Here is a 20869-nt window from a genome sequence, read left to right on the forward strand (position 1 = left end):
ATATCAGCAGTTAGTTAAAGTTGAGTTTGTCAGTGATGTTGTACTGAATCCAACGATGGTCGAACCATTCAATAGGAGTTACAGGAACCCCAGAGACAATAACACCAAAGTGAAGGTGGTCGCCGCCAGACATACCGGTTGAACCGGAGATGCCAATTACGTCACCTTGGTTAACCACAGAACCTACGGTTGTTCTGATTTCAGTCATATGCGCATAAAGCGTCTGAAGGCCAAGGCCGTGGTCGATGACAACAACGTTCCCGTAAATTCCAAGGTTGCCTGCAAAAACAACGGTACCCTTGTTTGACGCCGGAATTGGAGATTGCTTACGGGAGGCAAGGTCGAGTCCCAAATGTGTCTGTTTGTCAACTACCTTGTCTTTGTACATGTAGCTTCGGCGGTCACCGAATCCAGCACGGGTAGCGGAGTTAGGGAAGCGCATGAACTTACTTTTCCATAAAATGGAAGAAGATGTTTGACGACCTATCTTAATAAGCATGTCACGATTTTCTTTACGAATTTTCTGGTTCACGACGAGAAAGCGTTCCAGATTGTTCGTTGCCTGAGGGGTATCTTTAGCAAAGGCTGGCATTTTGGTATTTAAGAACCGGTCGCTTAATCGAATCTTGTCGTGGCGGAATTTACGAGACAACGGATTGATTGAAAAAGGCTGATCATATACGTTGCCAGCAATATCTCTTGCAAACGCCGTTGGATTGTAATCCTTTTTCTCGATGCTCTGTGGGAAAGCAAAGAAGCTGATGTAGGTTCCATCTGCTTGTTTGTAACCCGGGAAAAACATCTCGTTAACTTTCACGCCTGAAGTATCAACAGGTTCAGAAACAGTATACGCAATAACTCCGGTGCCACCTTGCCAAATGTTTGGCGGAAGTGATTTTATAGCAATACTTGGAGGAGTGTTGTCCATTCTCATGGTAACTACTTTGCGAGTAGTGTTCCCTTTACCAAATGCTGCAAGGGATGTGTCAGTAGCAGTAATGATCATTTCAAATGCGCCATCTGAAACCTTAGCGCTTGAAAGAGGAACATTAAGTGTTATCGACTTGTTGCCCGGTTCAAATGATGTTGAATACAACGGAATGTTTTTAGAATTTTTGCGAACTGCGATGGAAAGATTTTTAAGCTCAGATGTGACATCATGCAGCGAAATAGTAACGCTGCTGCTTTTGTTTACACGAGCGTTTTCCTTATCGATAGCAACGATTGGACCCTGCTGGTCTTTAAATAAAAGCCAGCCAGCGATTGCACCGCCGCAAATGAGTGATAAGAATACAATGAAGAAGAAAGTTTTTTTAAGGCTCGCCATGGGCAGTCCCTTGTACAACGTTAATGTGGTGGAATGGGGTAATATAATTATATTACCTAAGACAGATATTTGATTGGTGCAGTTACAACTTTGCAAGTATGAAAGCGTGCGCCGACATTATGGTTATAGATAACCATAGCTCAAAAAATCGATTATTTCATAATATTTGTGAGTATGTCGGTGGAGCTGAGTAAAAAACTCAGCGTTCCATAAAGTGAAAAAGCACAGCAGTCGATGGGGACTTTACCCAGATACACTGAATCTAACAAGTCAAAGTATCAACTGCTATGCATATTGTAGGGTTTGACTTATGTGTCTAATGCATCCATTAGGTCAATTGTCAGACGCAAAAAATCTGCTTCTGTAAGAATTCCTACAAGTATATCCTTTTCTACGACTGGTAAACATCCGTATTTATGATTCAGAAGTAACTCCGCTGCATCACGTAGACTTGCTTGTGGTGCCACAGCAAAGACATCACTGCGCATTATTTCTGATACAGGGATAGAAGCTTCAATTTCGTCCTGCACATCTCTATCTATGTCCGCTAATTTGGAGAGGGTAGAGGACAATATGTCTCTATGTGTTATGATGCCGACAAAAATATTTCCTTTCTCGACAACTGGGATATGGCGAATACGTGCCAATTCCATTAGTGACTTGGCAGCCATTAAGGAATCGGATTTTTTGAGTGTGAACAAATTTGTGGACATCAGGTCTTGTACATGCAGCATAATGGTCTCCATTGATTTCTAATTTACACAATGTTCATTTGATGTTGCGGAGCGTCAAACCATGGATACAGTTGACTTGTGTAGAAAAATCTGATTCTCAAGCCGAACAGATATTGTATTTAGTGTACCGCGTGGTTGTTTTTCTGACTATGACTATTTCACCGTTAAAGGAATCTTATTTTGCCGTACGATTTGAAGCGTAACAGAGAAAGAATGGTTCGCGATCAGCTTGAGCAGCGCCATATCTCTGATCCGAACGTGCTACGTGCAATGCGTTCTGTCCCACGACATAAGTTTGTGCAGGATGCCATGCGGTTGAGCGCTTATGAAGATAATGCGTTGCCCATTGGTTATGGGCAAACCATTTCTCAACCTTACATTGTTGGACTTATGTCAGAAGCACTCGAAGCAGAACCTGGGATGAGTGTGCTTGAAATTGGCACGGGTTCCGGCTATCAAGCGGCTGTACTCTATGCAATGGGCTTACAGGTTTATTCTGTAGAACGTATTCCAGAACTACATTATGCTGCGGTAAAAAATTTTGCTGACCTCGGTTACACGTCTCCACAATTCAAGTTGGATGATGGTACGCTTGGCTGGCCGGAAAAAGCTTTGTTCGACCGGATATTGGTCACGGCAGGGGGCCCTGAAATTCCTAAACCCCTAGTAGATCAATTGGCTGACCCTGGAGTTCTTGTGTTGCCAGTAGGGCGAGCAAGGCGAACGCAACAACTTGTGCGAATACGAAAAAATAACGGTGACATCACATTGGAAAAACTGGGCAGCGTTGCTTTTGTAGATCTGGTGGGTACACACGGATGGTAACTTAATGAAGTTGATGTCTAAGTTGATGGACTGGGTTTCTAGATCGGCTCTTTCTCCTAAGGCAAAGTGGATTCTTGCATTTGTTGCATTTACAGAATCCATTATTGTTCCTCTTCCTCCAGATTTGCTTTTAATACCTATGGCGCTCACTCAGCGCAAAAAAGCATTTTATTTTGCGACAATTTGCACTGTCGGCTCTGTTTTTGGCGGAGTGATCGGTTATTATATCGGGTACCATTTTATGGACTATCTAGGCATGCCTATTGTCCGTTTTTATAATCTATCTACCGAATATGTTGCTATTAAAGAATGGTACGACACCTATAATGCATGGGCTGTTGCCGTAGCAGGGCTTACACCAATTCCGTATAAGCTTTGCACGCTGTCAGCGGGTGCTTTTAAAGTTAATTTTGGCATTTTTCTTTTTGCATCAGTTATAAGCCGTAGTTTGCGCTTTTTTGCCATTGCCGGTCTTATTTATATGTTTGGTGAGCGGGCACGATATTTTTTTGGAAAAACGATTTGATCTGGTTTTAATCGGTACCCTGATACTTGGTATTGCCGGATTTATAGCATTGAAATTTCTCTAATGGCTAATTTTGCTGCTTGATAGCTTGACTGATCGGGCAGACTGCTTATCTAGCCATTAAATATAAGGAGTTGCAAACATGTCTTCTTGCAGCGGTTGCTCCTCTTCCAAGGAAATTACTCCGGGGAAAGAGATTAAAGCGAGCCCAAAAAAGAATATTCAGGACGAAATGATTAACTGTACGTTGGATAAGATCCGTCACAAGTTATTCATCATGAGCGGTAAAGGTGGTGTGGGCAAAAGTTCCGTTACCGTTAACACCGCAGTAGCACTTGCTGCTAAAGGTTTTAAAGTAGGCATCTTGGATGTTGATATTCATGGTCCAAGTATTCCTGGCCTTCTCGGCATAAAAGATTCTGGACTTGAATCAGATCGTGGTGGCTTGTTGAATCCTGCAAAGGTTAACGACAATCTATATGTCGTTTCAATGGATTCTTTGCTGAAAGATAAGGACACTGCCGTGTTGTGGCGTGGTCCTAAAAAAACAGCAGCAATCCGTCAGTTTGTTTCAGATGTAAACTGGGGCGAGCTTGACTTTTTGCTTATTGATTCCCCTCCCGGAACTGGCGATGAGCATATGACTGTTCTTAAAACTATTCCGGATGCAACTTCTGTTGTAGTTACTACTCCGCAGGAAGTTTCTCTTGCAGACGTGCGAAAGGCTGTTAACTTCCTTCAGTACGCAAAAGCTAACGTGCTTGGTGTGGTTGAAAATATGAGCGGCCTTGCTTGTCCGCACTGTGGTGAGGAGATCGAGCTGTTTAAGAAGGGTGGCGGAAAAAAGCTTGCTGAAAAGTATGGTCTTGAATTCCTTGGTGCCATTCCGCTCGATCCTGCAACCGTAGTGGCTGCGGACAGAGGTGTTCCTGTTGTTATGCTTGAAGAAGAAACTGCTGCAAAAGCAGGTTTCCAAAATCTTGCAGACAACATCGTAAAAGCGCTTAACTGTAGCCTTGAGTCTGTATCTTCAGATCATTCATAGGTTAAGTTTTCGAAAGAAGCATACAGGGGGTTTCCCACTGTTATGCAGCACGAAATAAAAAACCATGACGGTCTCGTCATGGTTTTTTTATGTAAAAATATAAAAAAATACTTCAAATAACTCTAGATGCTATCAATATATTATTTTTTGGTGTCCTAGCAGTCTTTGCACCTTGTATGAACTGTGGTACACAGCGTTATCTTGAATAAACCAGCTAGAGGTAGAGCACACATGTTTAATTTGGCGAACAAGATTACCATGTTCAGAGTTTTGTTAGTTCCATTTGTGGTTGTACTCTTGTATTTCCCGAGTGAAACAACTTGTTTACTTGCATTTTTTCTTTTTTCCCTTGCTTCTTTCTCAGACCTTGTGGACGGCTTTATTGCCCGTCGTGAAGGTATGGTAACAAGCTTCGGAAAATTTCTTGATCCGCTTGCAGACAAATTGCTGATTTGCTCAGTACTTGTCATGCTTGTAGAACTTGGTTGGGCGCCAGCTTGGGTTGTTATTACAATCATTTGCCGAGAACTTATAGTAACTGGCTTACGTGCAATGGCTTCTGATGAAGGGATTGTTATTGCAGCAGATAAATACGGAAAAATGAAAACCGTATTACAAATGTTGGCACTTTCTCCTATGATTATTCATTACCCTTTGTTCGGGTATGATGTCGCCGTTATTGGCGAAATACTTCTTTACATTGCATTGATCCTGACTGTATTTTCTGGTGGGAACTACCTTTTCGGGTTTTATAAAAACTGGTTACAGCAGGACGAACAAAAATAAAATTTCTGCTGAGAGCATATGACAGAAGGTGCATCCCTTTTATGTTAGACTCGCAAGGAAAATACATGAGAGAACTTGAAGAATTGAAAAGCAGGTTGCGCAATTGCCTGCATACAATTCTTGAGCTGGAACCTGATCTTGACGACATTGAATTGAGTCATGATTTGCGGGATGAATTCGGCATGTTAAAAATGCTGATTGAGCGAATCAATGAGATGGAGCTAGTTGAAGATGATGTTGCACGTATTGAGTCTGCAACAGCTAACTTCTTGGAAGAACTGCAGTTCCCTATGTCGCATGTGAAGGTTACTGCTGAAAGGCGACGTTTTTTACAATAGTTATGCTAATAAAACGAATTTTGCTGGCGTTATCAGTGCTGCTTAACCTTACGCTAATAGTTTATCTGTTAGTGAGTGATAATGGGTTGAGCAATTATCAGACGCTCAAAGCTGACACGTATGCTTTTACTCAACGGCAGGACATGCTTGATGAAAAAGCGTATTTGTTGAGTCATGAAATACGACTTTTACAGAATGACTCAGAATACGTCGAAAAAATTATAAGAGCACGTCTTGGATTTGTTAAAAGCAATGAAATATTGTATATTTTTCCCGATAGCAAAATCAAGATTCCTGTTGGAGCGCGCGAATGATTCAAGCAAAGATCAAGTGGTATAAGGAAGTTTTGGAGCTCGATCCAGGTTCTAAGGTGTTTTTTCCACTTGCGCGACTTCTCGTAAAAGAAAGGGATCTTATTGAAGCTGTCTCTGTTTTAAAGGCAGGGTTAGAAAGGCATCCGGAGCATTTTGAAGCCCGTTTGCTACTGTTAAACTGCCTTGAACGGGTAGAAGATTTTGACCAGATTCATACAGAACTTGGGGCGCTTGGAGAAATTCTAAAGCGGTATCCGAGTTTTTGGAAAATTTGGGCAGGGTTACTTGCTGCTGAACCTGGCTCTCAAGATGCTGCGCTCGCAATGACTTTTCTTGCGGCGGCATTTGAAGAAACTCCGATTACTTGGCGTGATGTTATTGATAGGGGGCTTCAGGCTTGCCTGGAAGAGAATACTGACAATTTTCTTATTTCTCATCCCATATCAAAACAAAACTCTGCACCAGTTTCAGAATCTGTACCTGCCGACCACGATATGGAATCGGTAGAGGATGTTGCGGAAACTGTTGTGCCGGTTACATCGTCGCAAGATATTTCTCAGTTAAAAAGTTTAGCAGAACTAGAAGGTGAAATTCCGCTTATACGCAAACAGGAAACTGTTTTTAGTGGAACCATGGAAGGGGGGGAGTCCATTTCAGAACGCACTTTGTCTATGGCGCAAATCCTTGCGGACCAAGGTGATCTGAAAGGCGCTCTCGAGCTTTGTGACGAACTCACAGAGCAAGTAACAAGCAGGGAAGAGCTTGAGAATATTACTGAGCTTCGAACAAAGATTCTGGCAGATAAGAAAAACTCTGTGCCGGATGAATCTGAAACTGTTACAAGCAAGGACAGAATTGTCCACACGCTTGAAGCACTTGCAGAGCGTTTAGAAGCTAGAGCCTCGTAATTCTTTCCTTTATAGTTTCAGGAGATTGTATTGCATTATTCATTGAAATGTGGTGTTGCCTTGTGCGCGCTGCTAGTCTTATTAACTGGTTGCAAGCAAAGTGTTAACAACACATGGCGTGAGACTAAAGGGTACTATAATACATATTTGAATACCCCTGCTGAGCTTAAATTTTCTGAAGTTGATGTTGAAACAGCTGAAGAAAATTTGGCTGTTATGTATACCCCGATCGGGGAAGAGTTGGAAAAATTTGTTCGTGTTATTGACGGAAAAGATGTTTTCCCAGATCTCGCTTGGGTTGATGCAACCACGAAACGTTTTCCTTGGCTTTCCGGTGTTGCCGTTGTGAACCTTGAAGGCAAAGTGCTTATGCAGCGTCCCGCTGTAAGTATGAAGCCTTTAAATGTCGCTCCGCTTCTTGATGAAAATAAGAAGTACGGTTTCCGTAAGCTGCGTGGATATATTGACGAAACTCCACTTGGTAACGAAGCGTATGTCGCAATGCCATTTTTTGTTAATAATGAAATGAAGGGGCTTGTCGTCGCACATTTTGATGTACGCAGCCTTGTTGAACTTTCTCCTAAACCAGAAGAGCTTGTTATACTCGCTGGAGAGAAAGTCTTGTGGAGTGGTAAGTACCAGTTTGAAAGTACACCGTTTGCAGAAATCAACTGGCAGCAAATGCTCGGTGATGAAAGCTACGGAGTTGTCACTGAAAGCGGTAATTCTTACACTTGGCTTGTTCGATACCTTGGAGATATTCCAATTGTTTTTGGTACAGCCACACCTCAAGAGACCGCAAGCTAACTTGCACTCTGTATTGCTTTTAAGACTACAAACAAACTGTTTGACTCTATAAGTCATTATGCATAGAGCAAACTTTCATCCTGCATAATAACATGAAAGGGTACCTGTGTTGATGTTATCAATACAGGTACCCGTTTTGTGTCAGGAGAATAGTTGGTAACAGACTCAATGCTTTAAGCTTGAGCTATATTATATTTTTCGGGTAATTGACAAATCCCAGTTCCATTGTAGTATGAATAAATTAATTTATATTCATAGATAGTTAGGAGTAAACCCATGCGCCAAGTAACCGTTACTGAACATCTATTATTGCATCAAACAGAGACTCCTGATGCTTCCGGTAAATTTACTGCACTCTTTTATGATCTCATTTTGGCTGCAAAAACCATATCTAAAACAATGAATAAAGCTGGCTTGCTCGATATTTTAGGAGCAACCGGCGAGATCAATGTTCAGGGCGAACAGGTTCAGAAACTCGACGCGTATGCAAACCGTGTGCTTATCCATCGTATGGAGCGGACTGGTGTATTGTGTGCGATTGCTTCTGAAGAAAATGCTGATTTTATTCGTATCCCGGAGCAATACAAGCAAGGTGAGTACATTCTCATTTTTGATCCTCTTGATGGATCGTCCAATGTTGACGTTAACGTAAATGTCGGCACCATCTTCTCCATTTTGCGTCGTAAATCTCCTTCTAATAATGACGTTACATTATGTGATGTTTTGCAAAGTGGTGTAGAGCAGGTTGCAGCGGGTTATTTCCTTTATGGTCCTTCCACGATGCTCGTGTATTCAACTGGTGACGGCGTTCACGGCTTTACCCTTGATCCGAGTGTTGGTGAATTCTTGTTGTCTCATCCAGATCTTCGTATTCCTGAACAGGGCAAAGTTTACTCTGTGAATGAAGGCTATTACAAGTACTGGGATGATGCGACCCGTGAAGCTATTGAATTTTTCAAAGGTGAGACTAACCCGTTAGGCAAACCATATTCTGCACGCTACATTGGTTCTCTGGTTGCGGACTTCCATCGAGGTCTTCTTAACGGTGGTATCTACATGTACCCAGCAGACTATCGCAATCCTGGTAAGCCAAAGGGCAAGTTGCGCTATTTATGCGAAGCTTCTCCGCTTGCATACCTTGCAGAGCAGGCAGGTGGTGCCGCAACTGATGGTACGACTCGTATTCTTGAATTGCAGCCTGAAGAACTGCATGAACGTGTACCGCTTTTCATTGGTTCAAAGAACGATGTAAAAGCAGTGGCTGATATTTATAAAAAAAACCGTAAAGCAGCTAAATAGCTGTTAGCGGAACGGACTGCGGAATATTTGTATGCTCACTTTAGGTATTGAATCCTCGTGCGACGAGACTGCTTTTGCTCTTGTTCAAGACGGGGAGTTGGTAGATAGTGTAATTTCTACACAAATTGATATTCACGCACTGTTTGGCGGTGTTGTTCCAGAGATTGCCTCTCGTGAGCACTATCGGCTTATTGGGCACTTATACGATTCTTTACTTGCCAAAACAGGTATTGATGCAGAACAAATAGATAACGTCGCAGTCTCACGAGGTCCGGGATTGTTGGGAAGTCTGCTTGTCGGTGTTGGATTCGCAAAAGGTCTTGTTGCCGGAACAGATAAAAAGCTTATAGGTGTTAATCACCTACATGCACATCTTTTGGCAGCAGGTTTAGAACAGGAATTAAGACTTCCTGCCCTTGGTTTGCTTGTATCTGGCGGACATACACAGATATTCCTTATCCGCGCGGCAGATGATTTTGTTGAACTTGGTAAAACGCTGGATGATGCAGCAGGCGAAGCCTTTGATAAGGTCGCAAAAATGTTGAATATGCCATATCCTGGCGGCAAATATATTGACCAGCTCGCCAAGCTTGCTACGCCGGATAAAAAGCGATTTACCCGACCATATCTTGACAATAAGAATCTAAACTTTAGTTTCAGTGGGTTAAAGACTGGATTGAGTTTGTACATTGAAGCACACTCACATTTAAAGCTACCTAGTCTTAATGATATTGATGAGCTGTTTAATGGTACGCGAGATGTGACTGAGCTTGCTGAACTCTGTGCATCCTTTAACTTTACTGTTGCAGATACGTTGCGAGTTAAAATGCAACGTGCCATAGATCAACGTAAAGAACTGGGCGACTCCATCAATAGCATTATTGTAGCAGGGGGCGTCGCCGCTAACAGTGTAATCCGTGAAGCAATGACTGGTGTAGCTGATGGGCGAAATATTCCGCTCACACTGCCATCATTCGGGCTGTGTACTGATAATGCTTCCATGGTCGCATATATGGGTGAACAGCTTATTCTTAAAGGATACTCACACGGATTAGACTTGGATGCCATTCCTCGTGGTAGAAAGATTCCACAGGACTATCTGCATAGTTTATGTTAGAAATTAAAGTGTGAGGAACGAATAGTTACCTCACTCTTGACACTGTCTTACAGGCTTACTATTTATAGTTTTCAGTAAATATAACCTCCTGTAGATATTTACTGAGTTCTGAAAGCAATGGCCAATTGGCCAATTTTTAATGTTTAGTAAAAAAGGAGCGAACAATGGCTGCTCAAGTAACAGATAGCAATTTTGAAGCTGAAATTCTCGAATCTAAAATCCCTGCATTGGTGGATTTTTGGGCTCCTTGGTGTGGTCCATGCCGTGCAATGGGACCTGTAATCGACGAGCTTGCTGCTGAGTATGAAGGCCAGGTTCGTATCGTAAAAATGAATGTTGATGAAAACCCAGGTACACCGAGCAAGTACGGTATCCGTGCAATTCCTACGATCATTCTTTTTAAAGATGGTGAAGTGCTCGAGCAGGTAACTGGTGCAGTTTCTAAAAGCAGCATTCAAGATATGATTACCAAGAAGGCTCTTGGCTAATGAAAAAATTCGATTGCTTTGTAATCGGGGGCGGTCCGGCTGGAATGACGGCCGCCCTTTATCTTCTTAGGTCGGGGGTGACAGTGGCGATGGCTGAAAAGCTAACGCCGGGCGGACAAGTTCTGCAGACCGAGGAAGTAGAGAACTACCCGGGCTTTCCGAAAGGTATTAAAGGGTACGAACTCGCAGATGTTTTTGCAGAGCATCTCGAGGGGTACGAACTGGAACGGTACACCGAGCCAGTAACCTCTCTTATACATGCGCATGGTGCTAACAAACTTAAAGTGGGCGATCAGGAAATTATTGCCCGCTCAGTTATTATTTGCACCGGTGCACGTTACAAAAAGCTTGGTCTCCCTAACGAAGAATTTTTGACAGGCAAAGGCGTATCTTATTGCGCTTTGTGTGACGGTAATTTTTTTAGAAATCAAACAGTCGCTGTAGTCGGTGGTGGTAACTCTGCACTAGAAGAGTCCCTCTATCTGGCGAAGTTGGTAAAAAAACTGTATCTCATCCATCGTCGGGAAGGCTTCCGCGCTGCAAAGCATTATCAAGATAAGATAAAAGCCTCTCCTGTTATTGAAGTTGTCAAAAACACCATTGTAAAAGAGCTGCATGGTGAGAACGGCTTGACCGGGGTACTCGTTAAGAACTTGAAAACAGAAGAAGAGCAAGTGCTGCCAGTAGATGGCCTGTTTGTTTTTGTTGGCTATGAGCCAAACAAAGAACTGCTACCAGATGGTTTGCAGACAGACGAAACAGGATTCATTTTAACAGACATTGAGATGCGCACTAACTTGCCGGGCATATTTGCCTCCGGTGATTGCAGAGCAAAACAATGTCGTCAGGTTACTACTGCGGTTGGTGATGGTGCAACTGCAGCAAACTCTGCCTTCCTTTATTTGGAACAACTCAATGCGTAGAACGCTGCTTCGCTTTTTAGCTATTCTTCCACTGTTAAGTGTTTTATCCGGCTGCGGTGTTATTGACTATTTTTACTTGCCGCCTCCTGAAGATACAGCTCAGGAGATTTTTGAAGCAGGTAACGATGCTATGCGTGATAAAAACTACGCAAAAGCAAAAGAGTACTTTAACACCCTTAAAGACAAATATCCGTTTAGCCCGTATGCTGTGGAATCCGAACTTTCCTTGGCCGATGCGTACTTCCTTGATACCGACTACTTGTTAGCGGTTGATTCATACAAGGAATTTGAGTCATTGCATCCACGGCATAAAGCTATTCCATATGTGTTGTTCCAGATTGGTAACGCAAACTTAGAAAGTTTTGTTTCCATTGATCGTCCTCAGGATAACATTGCCGAAGGCTATGAGTACCTGACTCGTCTGCAGGAATCATATCCGGGTAACGAATATGCAGAAAAGGCTACACCTTTAATGCAGCGTGCTCGTAAGTTGATGGCAGCGCACGAAGTCTATGTTGCTGATTTTTACTGGCGACGTGAAAACTACGGCTCTGCATATGAACGATATAAGTTTGTGATGCAGCACTTTAAAGATGTTCCAGACTATCAGGAGTACGTAAAAGAACGTGCTCGACTTTCCTACCTCAAAAAGACTGAACAGGAAGCTGAGCTTCTTCGTGAAGAAGATCAAGGGTCTTGGAAAGATTATTTTGAGTGGTTGTAATACTCCGCTTTAATATGAGTTAAAAACTCCCACGTAACAAACGTTACGCGGGAGTTTTTTTATTAAATTCGGTATCATTGCTGTTCGTTTATGATTTGAAATGTCGATGCTAAGTTGGGAATCTCAAAGAATTCTTTAGCGATTCATCTAAAAATATTTGAAGTTTTACTGCCAGAAATATGTAAAATTTGTGGCAGATAGGGCTGATGTTTTCCCAAGTGCCTACAATCCTATCTCTGCACAGTGTTCAAGTTGCTTTCGATCTAAAATATGAACACTTCGTCCTTCTATTGCAATCATACCTTTTTCACTCATCCGTTTTAATGTTCTTGAGAGTGCTTCCGGTGTTGCCCCGATAACCTTTGCCAGCTCTTTATGTGACATCGGTAATACTACCATCTGTTTTTTTTCCGGAGAATTGTTCTGGGGTTCAAGTTTTGCAATGAATGTTGCTATGCGTTGAGGCACCTCCTGCAAAGAGAGAGTTCCCGCAAGTTCCATTGCATCTCTTAATCGTTCTGAAACTTTTTGAAGCATGGCGAATAGAAATGCTGAGTCTTTCTCTGCGGCGGCAAAAAAGCTTTGCTTTGAGATAGAGACTACTTTGCATGTAGTTAATGCGGCAGCAGTTACGGGGAACGGTTTTTTCCGAAAGGTTGAGCATAGGCAGAAAGGCTCACCGTCATGTAGGACAAAAAGTGTCTGCTCTTTTCCTTCTGGAGAACTTTTATATAATTTTGCTGTACCACTAAGCAAAATGTACAAGCCAGAAGGGGATTCACCTTCTCCGATAATAATGTCTTTTGCTTTGTAAGTCATTTCAATAGCACCATTAAGGAGCGTTGGAAAAACCTCGGCAGGCACCTGAGCAAATAGTGGAAGTTCTTGAAAAGCTTGTTCTAATGTCTTCATTTTTTGTGACCTGTTGATGTATGTCAATGCGCAATAATACAATTCATTGCATTTAATAAGTAAGTATCAAAAGTAATTCGGTGAGTTAAGGGCTCTTAGCGAAAGCAAGAGATTTACTCAGTGTGGCTTTGATTGTGTTGCAAGGAGTGCTTTGAGTGTTTGTTGCTGTGTTCTCTGTTAGTGAGCACGGTACTAATTTCTCCTCCCATTTGTGAGCTAACGGAGGTTGTTATGCTAACTAGGTTGAACACGTATTGTTCGCGATTTTTCCTAGTAATGGCTGGATGTTGTTGTTTCTATATTGTTTTTGTGGAGACATCTTTTGGTAATCAACTAACAAAGGAACCGGATAAAACGTATGGCGCGGAGCAAGCTCGAAAAGTTTCCCAACCAGCCAAGCGTTGGGTGACTACTGATCATAGCCGCCACACTGTTCTACAGCAGGAATTTGCCTCTCCGGAAGATGTAACCAAAGCATGTTTAACATGCCATAATGAGGCGTCACGTCAAATACATAAAACCATCCACTGGACTTGGACCGACCCAGCTGACAGTGAAAAGCTGATGGGAAAAAACGGGCTTACACTTAATAACTTTTGTATTTCAATTCATTCTAATGAATCACGTTGTACCTCTTGTCATGCAGGATATGGCTGGAAGGATGGACAATTTGATCTAAGTAAAGAGGAAGCGGTTGATTGTCTTGTTTGCCACGATACCACGGGGACTTACGAAAAATTCCCGACAAAGGCAGGGTATCCTGCGATTAAACCAACAAAATTTGGCAAAAAAACATTCCAGCCTCCTAACTATACAGTGATTGCCGCTTCGGTTGGTCGTCCGACACGAACCAACTGTGGTGTCTGTCACTTTTTTGGTGGCGGGGGAGATGGAGTCAAACACGGTGATTTAGATTCTTCATTGTTTAATCCTAGCCGTGAGCTTGATGTGCACATGAATGCTGAAGGGGCTAATTTTACCTGTCAGCGTTGTCATTCGACGGATGCACATTTCATAGCAGGTCGTACGTATAAACAACCAGCATTTACGGATCGCCGGAGCCTTATTGAAGATGACCTCGTAAAACGTATTTCGTGTGAATCGTGTCATACTGCCACGCCACACGCATTGGGTCATAAAGCGAATGATCATACAGATAAAGTTGCGTGTCAGACTTGCCATATTCCAGCATTTGCTCGAGTGAAGCCTACCAAAATGTACTGGGACTGGTCGACTGCTGGAAAAATGAAGGATGGCAAACCGTATAAAGTAAAAGGTGCACACGGCAAAGCATCGTATATGACGAAGAAAGGCCGTTTTGTATGGGAGAAGGACGTTCAGCCTGAGTATTTCTGGTACAACGGGAAAATGGATTACCTGCTCGTTACAGATAAAATTGACCCGAACAGTGTTGTGAAAGTGAATTCTGTTGAAGGTGACAGGAATGATCCTGATTCACGTATCACCCCGTTTAAAGTTCACCGAGGTAAGCAGCCCTACGATAGCATGAATATGACAATGGGAATTCCACATCTTTTTGGTAAAGATAAAGCAGCATATTGGAAAGGGTTTGATTGGAATAATGCTCTTGAAGTTGGAATGGCAGCAGCGGGTGTTCCATATAGTGGAGAGTATGGTTTTGTTGAGACAGAATACCATTACCCGATAACGCATATGGTCGCCCCTAAAGAGAAAACGCTTGCGTGTGATACGTGTCATGCAAAAGACGGCAGACTGGCGACGTTGGCAGGATTTTATATGCCAGGGCGTGATCGAAGTGGCCTTTTGGACTTCATAGGTTGGTTTACAGTGATTGCAGCACTTATCGGTGTTATTATACACGGCATTATGCGCATAATTAGTAAGCCGAAAGAGCAATAGGAGTACATATATGTCATCTACAAAATTATATCTGTACACACGATTCGAACGCTTTTGGCACTGGGCACAAGCTGCTTTGATAATTGTTCTACTTGTTACCGGCTTTGAGGTTCATGGGTCATTTTCCTTATTAGGATTTGGAACTGCAGTCACTGTCCATAACTTTTGCGCGTGGACTTGGCTGGTGCTTTATGCCTTTATTGTGTTCTGGATAATTACCACAGGCGAATGGAGGCATTACGTTCCAACGTTTGTGAAGATGTTTGAAGTTATCCAATACTACATGTCGGGAATATTCAAAGGTGAAGTGCACCCAGTACCCAAGTCTGAGCGTATCAAGCATAATCCTCTTCAGCGTATTACGTATTTAGGGATTGTTTCTTTGCTGGTACCATTTCAGATTGTAACGGGCTTTTTGTACTATGTGTATAATGATTGGTTAGCTTTTGGATGGGCACTTAATCTTTTTACGATTGCTATTTTGCATACCGCAGGTGCGTTTGCAATGCTGGCATTTTCTGTTGTGCATATTTATATGACGACAACAGGACATCATCCATTGTCGCACATTAAAGCAATGTTTACCGGCTATGAAGAGTTGGAAACGAAAGAGAAAATGTAATATCTGTTTAGCGGTTGGAGGGCATGGTTCTTCCAACCGCTTTGTTTTTTCGGGCTAGATGAATGTGACTGCCTTAGAAGACTTCTACAAATACTTGTTGGTAAAGGATTGGTTATTTTTTACGTCGATTGGAACTTTCTGTACTTTCATGAAGTGGAATAGCTGCAACGAGGCATGAGTGAGGGGATTGTCGCATGGAATTGGAGGCAGGTAATGTGACAACTTGAATTGTGTCGTGTCCATAATTTTATCAACAAAAGTACTTTGCTTTGGATGGAATGACAGCGTCGAAGCGAAGTGAATTGAAACAAAAAAAGCCGCCGGTATAACCGGCGGCTTTTTTGTCTTGAACTAATCAAGAGAAGTTGTCGTTTGGCTGGGACGGCAGGATTTGAACCCGCGGATGTCGGGACCAAAACCCGATGCCTTACCAACTTGGCTACGTCCCAGCACGACCAACAAGAGCGTGTATAGTGAGGAGTTCCGTTTCCGTCAAGCAGAAAGTAATTTTTTTTTTATATTTGTCGTTAGTTAGCTACTGTTCAAATAATATAAGATGCAAATAGATTGTGCTTATTTTTCCTATTTGCCTAAAATAATTATTTTTTTGGGAAAATTAAATTTTCAAATGTAGTGTATGCGAGCAAAGTAGAATTTTCACTGATAATTCTAGCTACTTGCATTGGCTACTCACTTTTTTAGCGTAGAGCATCAATGTGCAGTGGCTTATGACAATGCGGACAAATGATATGTGGGTTTTGTTTTGTTGCATCAAGCAATGTGTATGTCCAATTTCCAGAATGCTTCACGTAATCGACTAAAAGAACAAAACCACAAGTGCAGAATCTTTTTTGCATGACAGCCTCGTTGTTTATAAAAGTTAACATGTGGTGCGAAATAAAAGCCAGATGGGCTGGCTTTAGGTTTGTGGCAAACCTGTATGACGTAATGTGCTGTAAAAGTGTGATCCCTTTTGGGCACTTTTTTGCGTTTAGCATTGCCTAATCCACCATACTTGATGGTTTGCAGGTGGCCTGAGGGAACGTCACACAGGTTTGTCTCAATTTGAATAACTCAAAACTAAAATATGACCGAGTTGGCGAATGTGTTAATAGTCTCTTGCTGACCAGACAACCCTGCCGATAACTCTGAAGGAGAGGAGCTCGTCCCCTTGAATAATTATTGGTGTGTAGTCAGGGTTGTCGCTTGTCAGTGTTATTTTGCCGTGTTCTTTCTCAACACGTTTCACCATGATAGAATCATCGGTACCAACGGCATAAATAACATTTGGCCGAAGAGTTTGCTGAGATTTATCTACAAGGACGGTGTCGCCCTGACATATGTATGGTTCCATACTATCACCGACAACATCCATGAGTACCATAGCCGACGGTGTTCCCTTTTGCGCTAACCATGACTCTTTAAAGATATGCTCTTCAATAGGAGTTGCCTCAACGTCAAAAGAGCCATCACCAGCACAGAGTCGGGCAAAAACCTTAGGGACAGTGAACGTCGCAGTATTTTCAAGTAGATTAGGATCAATTGCTGCTTCTTGTTTTCCTACGCCGAATTCAAGCCAATCAGTAGAGAGCTGAAATGAGCGGGATAAAGCTAAAACCCATTTTTGTGGAATAGAGTTTCTACGTTTTGCCTGCGTAATAGCAGAACGATTTACTCCAAGGGCTTTAGCCAAATCATGCTGTGTAGTGATAGAGGTGGCTTTTTGGATACGTATAAAAAAAGTATGGAAATCGATCATAGTTCTCTCAAAAGTCATAACGACGTATAATTAGAATCACCAATCGGTGCGTGTTGATATATATAAACAGAGTGTGTTTTATCCGCAACTAGAAAAAGTACAACGTTAAAAAAGGTACAAAAAAATGCTCCTCTGTTTTTTAGAACAGAAGAGCATTTTTTTTACTATTTAGAATGGAACGAACAGTCGAATATTGTTTGTCGTTATTACTTGTGAAAGACTAACACTGTTCTATTCGTGCTTATTGTTTCATGAAGGTAGTACCTTTCCGTATACTTCTTAAGGCATTTCGACGAAGTATTCTTTACTTACTGCGTCAGGCATACCGAAGTACTTGCTCTTCGCCGTAACTTTTAGGCGGTAGAGAGTGGATATCTGAGTTGGACAAATTGTCGTGTCGAATTTGCCACCACCACTTAACAAGCCAAGCTCATTCGGTGCGAATGTAAAATCTTCTTCAGACTGGAATGGGCAACCCGGGCAGTCCGCAGTATCGCCAGCTTTTTGTAACTCAACGAGAATTTCGTCAACATTAGAGACATTGCCTGAAAGGTTGCCAGTAATATTAATGCATGGCCTTTGGACTGATGTTTTAATTGATTTCCATTTGAAAACATCTGCAGAGCTTGCCGGTGACGGGTCACTTTTGAATCCACAACCTGCTGCGGCAATTATGAGTACACAGGCTGCCATCATACATACAAGGCGCTTAGTTGGCGTCATTTCGTTCTCCCCACAAGAGTTTCCACTCTGTAAGTTTTTTTAATGCATCCATTGGAGTCATATTGTCAGTATCTAGGTCTTTCAATGCGGTCACAAGAGGATTGTCTATTGGTTCAGTGTTTACAGGCGGAGTCTTGGCTGTTTTTGTTTTAGCCGGAGTTTCCGGAATTCCCGGTAGTAAACTGGCCATGCTTGCAGCTTGAACCTGTTTTGAATTTTGTGAATTACTTTCAAGTGTTGAAAGGATTTCTTTAGCGCGTTTTACAACATTTGCAGGCACTCCTGCAAGGTTAGCTACTTCGATACCGTAACTTCTGTCTGAAGGTCCCGGTACAAGCCGGCGCAGGAAAACAATTTCTCCGCCCCATTCTTTAATAGCGATGTTCATATTGTGAACACCAGCAATTTTGCCTTCCAGCGCTGTGAGCTCATGATAGTGTGTGGCAAACAATGTTCGGATGCCATCAGATTTTCTACATAGTTCTTCGACAACGGCCCAAGCTAGAGATAGGCCGTCGAAGGTCGATGTACCGCGCCCGATTTCATCAAGGATAATCAGGCTGCGCTTTGTCGCCTGTCGCAAAATCCTGGCGGTTTCCATCATCTCAACCATAAAGGTTGATTGACCCTGAGCAAGGTTGTCAGAAGCACCAACACGAGAAAAAATTCTGTCTGCAACGCCAATGTTCGCTTCACGTGCCGGTACAAAAGAGCCCATCTGAGCAAGAATACAAATGATTGCCATCTGTCTTAGCACAGTAGACTTACCAGCCATGTTTGGACCAGTAATGAGAAGAAGCTTTCGTTTGTTGTCTACGCGTAGGTCGTTAGGAATAAAATTAGAACTTCCTTGAACTGCCTCTACAACAGGATGTCGCCCATCTTTAATGGAGATATGAGTTCCACTGTGTAGATCAGGACGAGCCCAGTTCCATTTGCGTGCTGCCTCAGCAAGGCTCTGCCAGTAATCCAGACCGGCTAGAAGGTCTGCCATAAACAGCAAACGAGAGCGTGCACCGACAATTGTTTCGCGCATTTTCTGGAAGAGCTTGTATTCCAGGCTCTTGCGTTTGTCAGTTGCGGCAAGAAGTTTTTCCTCTAATTCTTTCAACTTTGGTGTTGAATATCGTTCAGAGTTGGCAAGTGTCTGGCGTCGTACAAAATGTTCAGGAACTTTTGAAATAGATCCTTGTGGCACATCAAAGAAGTAACCGAACACGCGGTTATACTTTAATTTCATCTTTTGAATGCCAGTGGCTGCCTGTTCTTCCTGAAGCAATTCTTCAAGCTTGGATTCGCCATGCTCACTTAACTCAATAAGTTCATTCAGATCGTCGTGGAATCCATGCTTAAAGAGTCCACCTTCAGTAATGAGGGGAGGTGGATTGTCTACAAAAGCATCGTCGAGCAGGGTGTGATAATCTGCAAGGTTATCCCAATGCTTGAGCAATTTAGTGAGCCATGGAGGAAGGGTGAGTCGTTGCTCATCGTCCATGGTGGTGTATTGCTCTGACTCTGTTTGAACTTTTTCAAGAACGCTTCGAACGGTAGGCAACGTGCTTATACTTTGACGCAAAGCAACAAAGTCTTTTGGCGCAGCACGGTTAAGTTGAATACGTGTGCTCAGGCGTTCAAGGTCATATACAAGATCAAGAGCGGTGCGGATGTCCTTCCGAAGAGTGTCATTGGCAAAAAAGTATTCAACGGCATTCTGAGTTTCGGTAATTGGAGCAATGTCACGCCATGGGTGGCGCATACGTTCTGCAAGTAGACGACCGCCCATAGGAGTAAGAGTGTGATCCAGAACTTGCCAGAGTGTACCAAGACCTTTTCTGCCATCTAAGGTTTTAAAAAGTTCAAGGTTGCGCTCTGTAATCTCATCTAAGATGAGATGCTTTGAAAGGTTCAGTGGTTTGAATCTGGATAGGTGGGTAAGCTCGCCTTTCTGCGTTAATTTCAGATAGGTAAGCAGAGCACCACACGACCTAACAAGGTCGTTGCTCTTTTCTAATCCCAGAGCACCGAGTTCCACGATGTTTTGAGATTCTAAAATTTTTTCAGTATTTCGCTTAAGATCAAAAAAGGCTTTTGCCGGTTTTTTGAGAATGATTGTCTCAGTCAGAGAAAAAGACGGCGGCGGGGTGAGGTCATCAGGAATGATGAGTTCTTTCGGCCCCATTTTTTGTGCCCATTGCCATAACTCAGCCTGCTTTTTCAACTGGATGCCAGACCAATCTCCAGTGGAGTAGTCTACCCATGCAAGGCCGCCACTGTTGTTTTTTACATCCCAGCAGAGTGCACCTAGGTAGTTATGACCTTTGGCGACAAGGTTTACGTCTTCTACAACAGTACCTGGAGTTAATATTCGTTTTACTTCGCGTTTTACGAGTCCCTTTGCTTCACGTGGGTCTTCCACTTGTTCGCAAATGGCAACGTTATGACCTTTTTCTAGAAGCTTTGGCAGATAAGTTTCTACAGCATGATACGGAACTCCGCACATTGGAATGCGAAATTCTGAATTGGAGCTGCTTCTGCTGGTGAGCGTAATTTGAAGATCACGCGCGGCAACTTCAGCATCTTCAAAGAATAGTTCGTAAAAATCTCCCATACGATAGAACAGAAGACATTGCGGGTACTGGTCTTTGATATGAAGGTACTGTTCCATCATAGGAGTCAGTTTTGTAGGGCGGTTTGCAGTCATTATATATAATCGGGTGTCAAATGGTTTTGCGTAACAAACATGAATAATTTCGGCTTGTTCCCAGTATTGTATAAAGGTAAAAAATGGCGTCGCCCAGAGACAACGCCATT

Annotated in this window: 22 protein-coding genes and 1 tRNA gene; 15 read left to right on the forward strand and 8 right to left on the reverse strand. The window is 42.7% G+C overall.

All coding sequences use genetic code 11. The features are described 5' to 3' along the window. Positions 1-10 precede the first annotated feature (10 nt). Positions 11-1327 (reverse strand): M23 family metallopeptidase, encoded by a 1317-nt coding sequence (locus MKHDV_RS01070; protein ID WP_160711371.1) that lies wholly within the window; start codon positions 1325-1327, stop codon positions 11-13. Between the two features lie 308 nt (positions 1328-1635). Continuing rightward, on the reverse strand, positions 1636-2061 hold the full coding sequence (locus MKHDV_RS01075) for a CBS domain-containing protein (protein ID WP_160711373.1): 426 nt from the start codon (positions 2059-2061) through the stop codon (positions 1636-1638). A gap of 180 nt (positions 2062-2241) precedes the next feature. On the opposite strand from MKHDV_RS01075, the gene MKHDV_RS01080 reads away from it, so the two are divergent. The 13 genes from MKHDV_RS01080 (at position 2242) to MKHDV_RS01140 (ending at position 12161) form a co-directional block, all read left to right on the forward strand. Continuing rightward, positions 2242-2886 carry a protein-L-isoaspartate(D-aspartate) O-methyltransferase gene (locus tag MKHDV_RS01080; RefSeq protein WP_160711375.1) on the forward strand — a complete coding sequence of 215 codons (645 nt, stop codon included), beginning with the start codon at positions 2242-2244 and terminating at the stop codon, positions 2884-2886. A 4-nt stretch (positions 2887-2890) separates the two neighbouring features. Beyond that, positions 2891-3412: a YqaA family protein gene (locus MKHDV_RS01085; RefSeq protein ID WP_254060378.1), complete on the forward strand. Its 522-nt coding sequence runs from the start codon at positions 2891-2893 to the stop codon at positions 3410-3412. A gap of 142 nt (positions 3413-3554) precedes the next feature. Then, positions 3555-4457: an Mrp/NBP35 family ATP-binding protein gene (locus tag MKHDV_RS01090; protein WP_160711377.1), complete on the forward strand. Its 903-nt coding sequence runs from the start codon at positions 3555-3557 to the stop codon at positions 4455-4457. A gap of 231 nt (positions 4458-4688) precedes the next feature. After that, positions 4689-5243: a CDP-diacylglycerol--glycerol-3-phosphate 3-phosphatidyltransferase gene (gene pgsA, locus MKHDV_RS01095; RefSeq protein WP_160711379.1), complete on the forward strand. Its 555-nt coding sequence runs from the start codon at positions 4689-4691 to the stop codon at positions 5241-5243. Positions 5244-5308: 65 nt separating this feature from the next. Beyond that, complete coding sequence (locus MKHDV_RS01100; protein WP_160711381.1) at positions 5309-5581, forward strand: hypothetical protein; 273 nt, start codon at positions 5309-5311, stop codon at positions 5579-5581. Between the two features lie 2 nt (positions 5582-5583). Then, positions 5584-5895 (forward strand): septum formation initiator family protein, encoded by a 312-nt coding sequence (locus MKHDV_RS01105; protein ID WP_160711383.1) that lies wholly within the window; start codon positions 5584-5586, stop codon positions 5893-5895. Continuing rightward, a complete protein-coding gene (locus tag MKHDV_RS01110) occupies positions 5892-6803 on the forward strand; it encodes a M48 family metallopeptidase (protein ID WP_160711385.1) in 912 nt (303 codons plus the stop codon). The genes MKHDV_RS01105 and MKHDV_RS01110 overlap by 4 nt, the downstream gene beginning before the upstream one ends. 30 nt (positions 6804-6833) lie before the next feature. Continuing rightward, positions 6834-7610, forward strand: coding sequence for a hypothetical protein (locus tag MKHDV_RS01115; RefSeq protein WP_160711387.1), 777 nt, complete (start codon positions 6834-6836; stop codon positions 7608-7610). A 276-nt stretch (positions 7611-7886) separates the two neighbouring features. After that, the gene (gene fbp, locus MKHDV_RS01120; RefSeq protein WP_160711389.1) at positions 7887-8909 is read left to right on the forward strand and encodes a class 1 fructose-bisphosphatase; all 1023 of its coding nucleotides are present in this window, start codon (positions 7887-7889) and stop codon (positions 8907-8909) included. A 31-nt stretch (positions 8910-8940) separates the two neighbouring features. Then, entirely contained in the window at positions 8941-10026 is a 1086-nt protein-coding gene (gene tsaD / locus MKHDV_RS01125) for a tRNA (adenosine(37)-N6)-threonylcarbamoyltransferase complex transferase subunit TsaD (protein ID WP_160711391.1), read from the forward strand. 164 nt (positions 10027-10190) lie between these two features. Further along, the gene (gene trxA / locus MKHDV_RS01130) at positions 10191-10514 is read left to right on the forward strand and encodes a thioredoxin (RefSeq protein WP_020001787.1); all 324 of its coding nucleotides are present in this window, start codon (positions 10191-10193) and stop codon (positions 10512-10514) included. Then, complete coding sequence (gene trxB, locus MKHDV_RS01135; RefSeq protein ID WP_160711393.1) at positions 10514-11437, forward strand: thioredoxin-disulfide reductase; 924 nt, start codon at positions 10514-10516, stop codon at positions 11435-11437. Before trxA ends, trxB begins: the two co-directional genes overlap by 1 nt. Beyond that, the gene (locus MKHDV_RS01140) at positions 11430-12161 is read left to right on the forward strand and encodes an outer membrane protein assembly factor BamD (RefSeq protein ID WP_160711395.1); all 732 of its coding nucleotides are present in this window, start codon (positions 11430-11432) and stop codon (positions 12159-12161) included. The genes trxB and MKHDV_RS01140 overlap by 8 nt, the downstream gene beginning before the upstream one ends. Before the next feature lie 222 nt (positions 12162-12383). Here the strand turns inward: MKHDV_RS01140 and MKHDV_RS01145 are convergent, their stop codons facing one another. Further along, positions 12384-13073, reverse strand: coding sequence for a Crp/Fnr family transcriptional regulator (locus MKHDV_RS01145; protein WP_160711397.1), 690 nt, complete (start codon positions 13071-13073; stop codon positions 12384-12386). Positions 13074-13304: 231 nt separating this feature from the next. Here MKHDV_RS01145 and MKHDV_RS01150 point away from each other — a divergent pair, with 231 nt between their 5' ends. Together MKHDV_RS01150 and MKHDV_RS01155 are read left to right on the forward strand one after the other, a co-directional pair. Further along, positions 13305-14954 carry a tetrathionate reductase family octaheme c-type cytochrome gene (locus tag MKHDV_RS01150; RefSeq protein WP_254060379.1) on the forward strand — a complete coding sequence of 550 codons (1650 nt, stop codon included), beginning with the start codon at positions 13305-13307 and terminating at the stop codon, positions 14952-14954. A gap of 10 nt (positions 14955-14964) precedes the next feature. Further along, the gene (locus MKHDV_RS01155; protein ID WP_160711399.1) at positions 14965-15576 is read left to right on the forward strand and encodes a cytochrome b/b6 domain-containing protein; all 612 of its coding nucleotides are present in this window, start codon (positions 14965-14967) and stop codon (positions 15574-15576) included. A 373-nt stretch (positions 15577-15949) separates the two neighbouring features. Here MKHDV_RS01155 and MKHDV_RS01160 read toward each other — a convergent pair. The 5 genes from MKHDV_RS01160 to mutS all read right to left on the reverse strand — a co-directional run bounded on the left by MKHDV_RS01160 (position 15950) and on the right by mutS (position 20759). Next, positions 15950-16025: transfer RNA gene (locus tag MKHDV_RS01160), tRNA-Gln, on the reverse strand. A gap of 249 nt (positions 16026-16274) precedes the next feature. Continuing rightward, on the reverse strand, positions 16275-16433 hold the full coding sequence (locus tag MKHDV_RS18650; RefSeq protein WP_216846830.1) for a hypothetical protein: 159 nt from the start codon (positions 16431-16433) through the stop codon (positions 16275-16277). Between the two features lie 251 nt (positions 16434-16684). After that, positions 16685-17335 carry a S24 family peptidase gene (locus tag MKHDV_RS01165; RefSeq protein ID WP_160711401.1) on the reverse strand — a complete coding sequence of 217 codons (651 nt, stop codon included), beginning with the start codon at positions 17333-17335 and terminating at the stop codon, positions 16685-16687. Positions 17336-17614: 279 nt separating this feature from the next. Next, positions 17615-18058 (reverse strand): hypothetical protein, encoded by a 444-nt coding sequence (locus tag MKHDV_RS01170; protein ID WP_160711403.1) that lies wholly within the window; start codon positions 18056-18058, stop codon positions 17615-17617. Beyond that, on the reverse strand, positions 18045-20759 hold the full coding sequence (gene mutS, locus MKHDV_RS01175; protein WP_160711405.1) for a DNA mismatch repair protein MutS: 2715 nt from the start codon (positions 20757-20759) through the stop codon (positions 18045-18047). Before mutS ends, MKHDV_RS01170 begins: the two co-directional genes overlap by 14 nt. Positions 20760-20869: the final 110 nt, after the last annotated feature.

This window comes from Halodesulfovibrio sp. MK-HDV (assembly GCF_009914765.1).
Lineage (GTDB): Bacteria > Desulfobacterota > Desulfovibrionia > Desulfovibrionales > Desulfovibrionaceae > Halodesulfovibrio.

Excerpts from the sequence above, each read along its gene's own strand:
- MKHDV_RS01070 (WP_160711371.1), bottom strand. The coding sequence starts at position 1,327 with ATGGCGAGCCTTAAAAAAACTTTCTTCTTCATTGTATTCTTATCACTC.
- MKHDV_RS01075 (WP_160711373.1), bottom strand. The coding sequence starts at position 2,061 with ATGCTGCATGTACAAGACCTGATGTCCACAAATTTGTTCACACTCAAA.
- MKHDV_RS01085 (WP_254060378.1), top strand. The coding sequence starts at position 2,891 with ATGAAGTTGATGTCTAAGTTGATGGACTGGGTTTCTAGATCGGCTCTT.
- MKHDV_RS01090 (WP_160711377.1), top strand. The coding sequence starts at position 3,555 with ATGTCTTCTTGCAGCGGTTGCTCCTCTTCCAAGGAAATTACTCCGGGG.
- pgsA (WP_160711379.1), top strand. The coding sequence starts at position 4,689 with ATGTTTAATTTGGCGAACAAGATTACCATGTTCAGAGTTTTGTTAGTT.
- MKHDV_RS01100 (WP_160711381.1), top strand. The coding sequence starts at position 5,309 with ATGAGAGAACTTGAAGAATTGAAAAGCAGGTTGCGCAATTGCCTGCAT.
- MKHDV_RS01105 (WP_160711383.1), top strand. The coding sequence starts at position 5,584 with ATGCTAATAAAACGAATTTTGCTGGCGTTATCAGTGCTGCTTAACCTT.
- MKHDV_RS01110 (WP_160711385.1), top strand. The coding sequence starts at position 5,892 with ATGATTCAAGCAAAGATCAAGTGGTATAAGGAAGTTTTGGAGCTCGAT.
- fbp (WP_160711389.1), top strand. The coding sequence starts at position 7,887 with ATGCGCCAAGTAACCGTTACTGAACATCTATTATTGCATCAAACAGAG.
- tsaD (WP_160711391.1), top strand. The coding sequence starts at position 8,941 with ATGCTCACTTTAGGTATTGAATCCTCGTGCGACGAGACTGCTTTTGCT.
- trxA (WP_020001787.1), top strand. The coding sequence starts at position 10,191 with ATGGCTGCTCAAGTAACAGATAGCAATTTTGAAGCTGAAATTCTCGAA.
- trxB (WP_160711393.1), top strand. The coding sequence starts at position 10,514 with ATGAAAAAATTCGATTGCTTTGTAATCGGGGGCGGTCCGGCTGGAATG.
- MKHDV_RS01140 (WP_160711395.1), top strand. The coding sequence starts at position 11,430 with ATGCGTAGAACGCTGCTTCGCTTTTTAGCTATTCTTCCACTGTTAAGT.
- MKHDV_RS01145 (WP_160711397.1), bottom strand. The coding sequence starts at position 13,073 with ATGAAGACATTAGAACAAGCTTTTCAAGAACTTCCACTATTTGCTCAG.
- MKHDV_RS01150 (WP_254060379.1), top strand. The coding sequence starts at position 13,305 with ATGCTAACTAGGTTGAACACGTATTGTTCGCGATTTTTCCTAGTAATG.
- MKHDV_RS01155 (WP_160711399.1), top strand. The coding sequence starts at position 14,965 with ATGTCATCTACAAAATTATATCTGTACACACGATTCGAACGCTTTTGG.
- MKHDV_RS18650 (WP_216846830.1), bottom strand. The coding sequence starts at position 16,433 with ATGCAAAAAAGATTCTGCACTTGTGGTTTTGTTCTTTTAGTCGATTAC.
- MKHDV_RS01165 (WP_160711401.1), bottom strand. The coding sequence starts at position 17,335 with ATGATCGATTTCCATACTTTTTTTATACGTATCCAAAAAGCCACCTCT.
- MKHDV_RS01170 (WP_160711403.1), bottom strand. The coding sequence starts at position 18,058 with ATGACGCCAACTAAGCGCCTTGTATGTATGATGGCAGCCTGTGTACTC.
- mutS (WP_160711405.1), bottom strand. The coding sequence starts at position 20,759 with ATGACTGCAAACCGCCCTACAAAACTGACTCCTATGATGGAACAGTAC.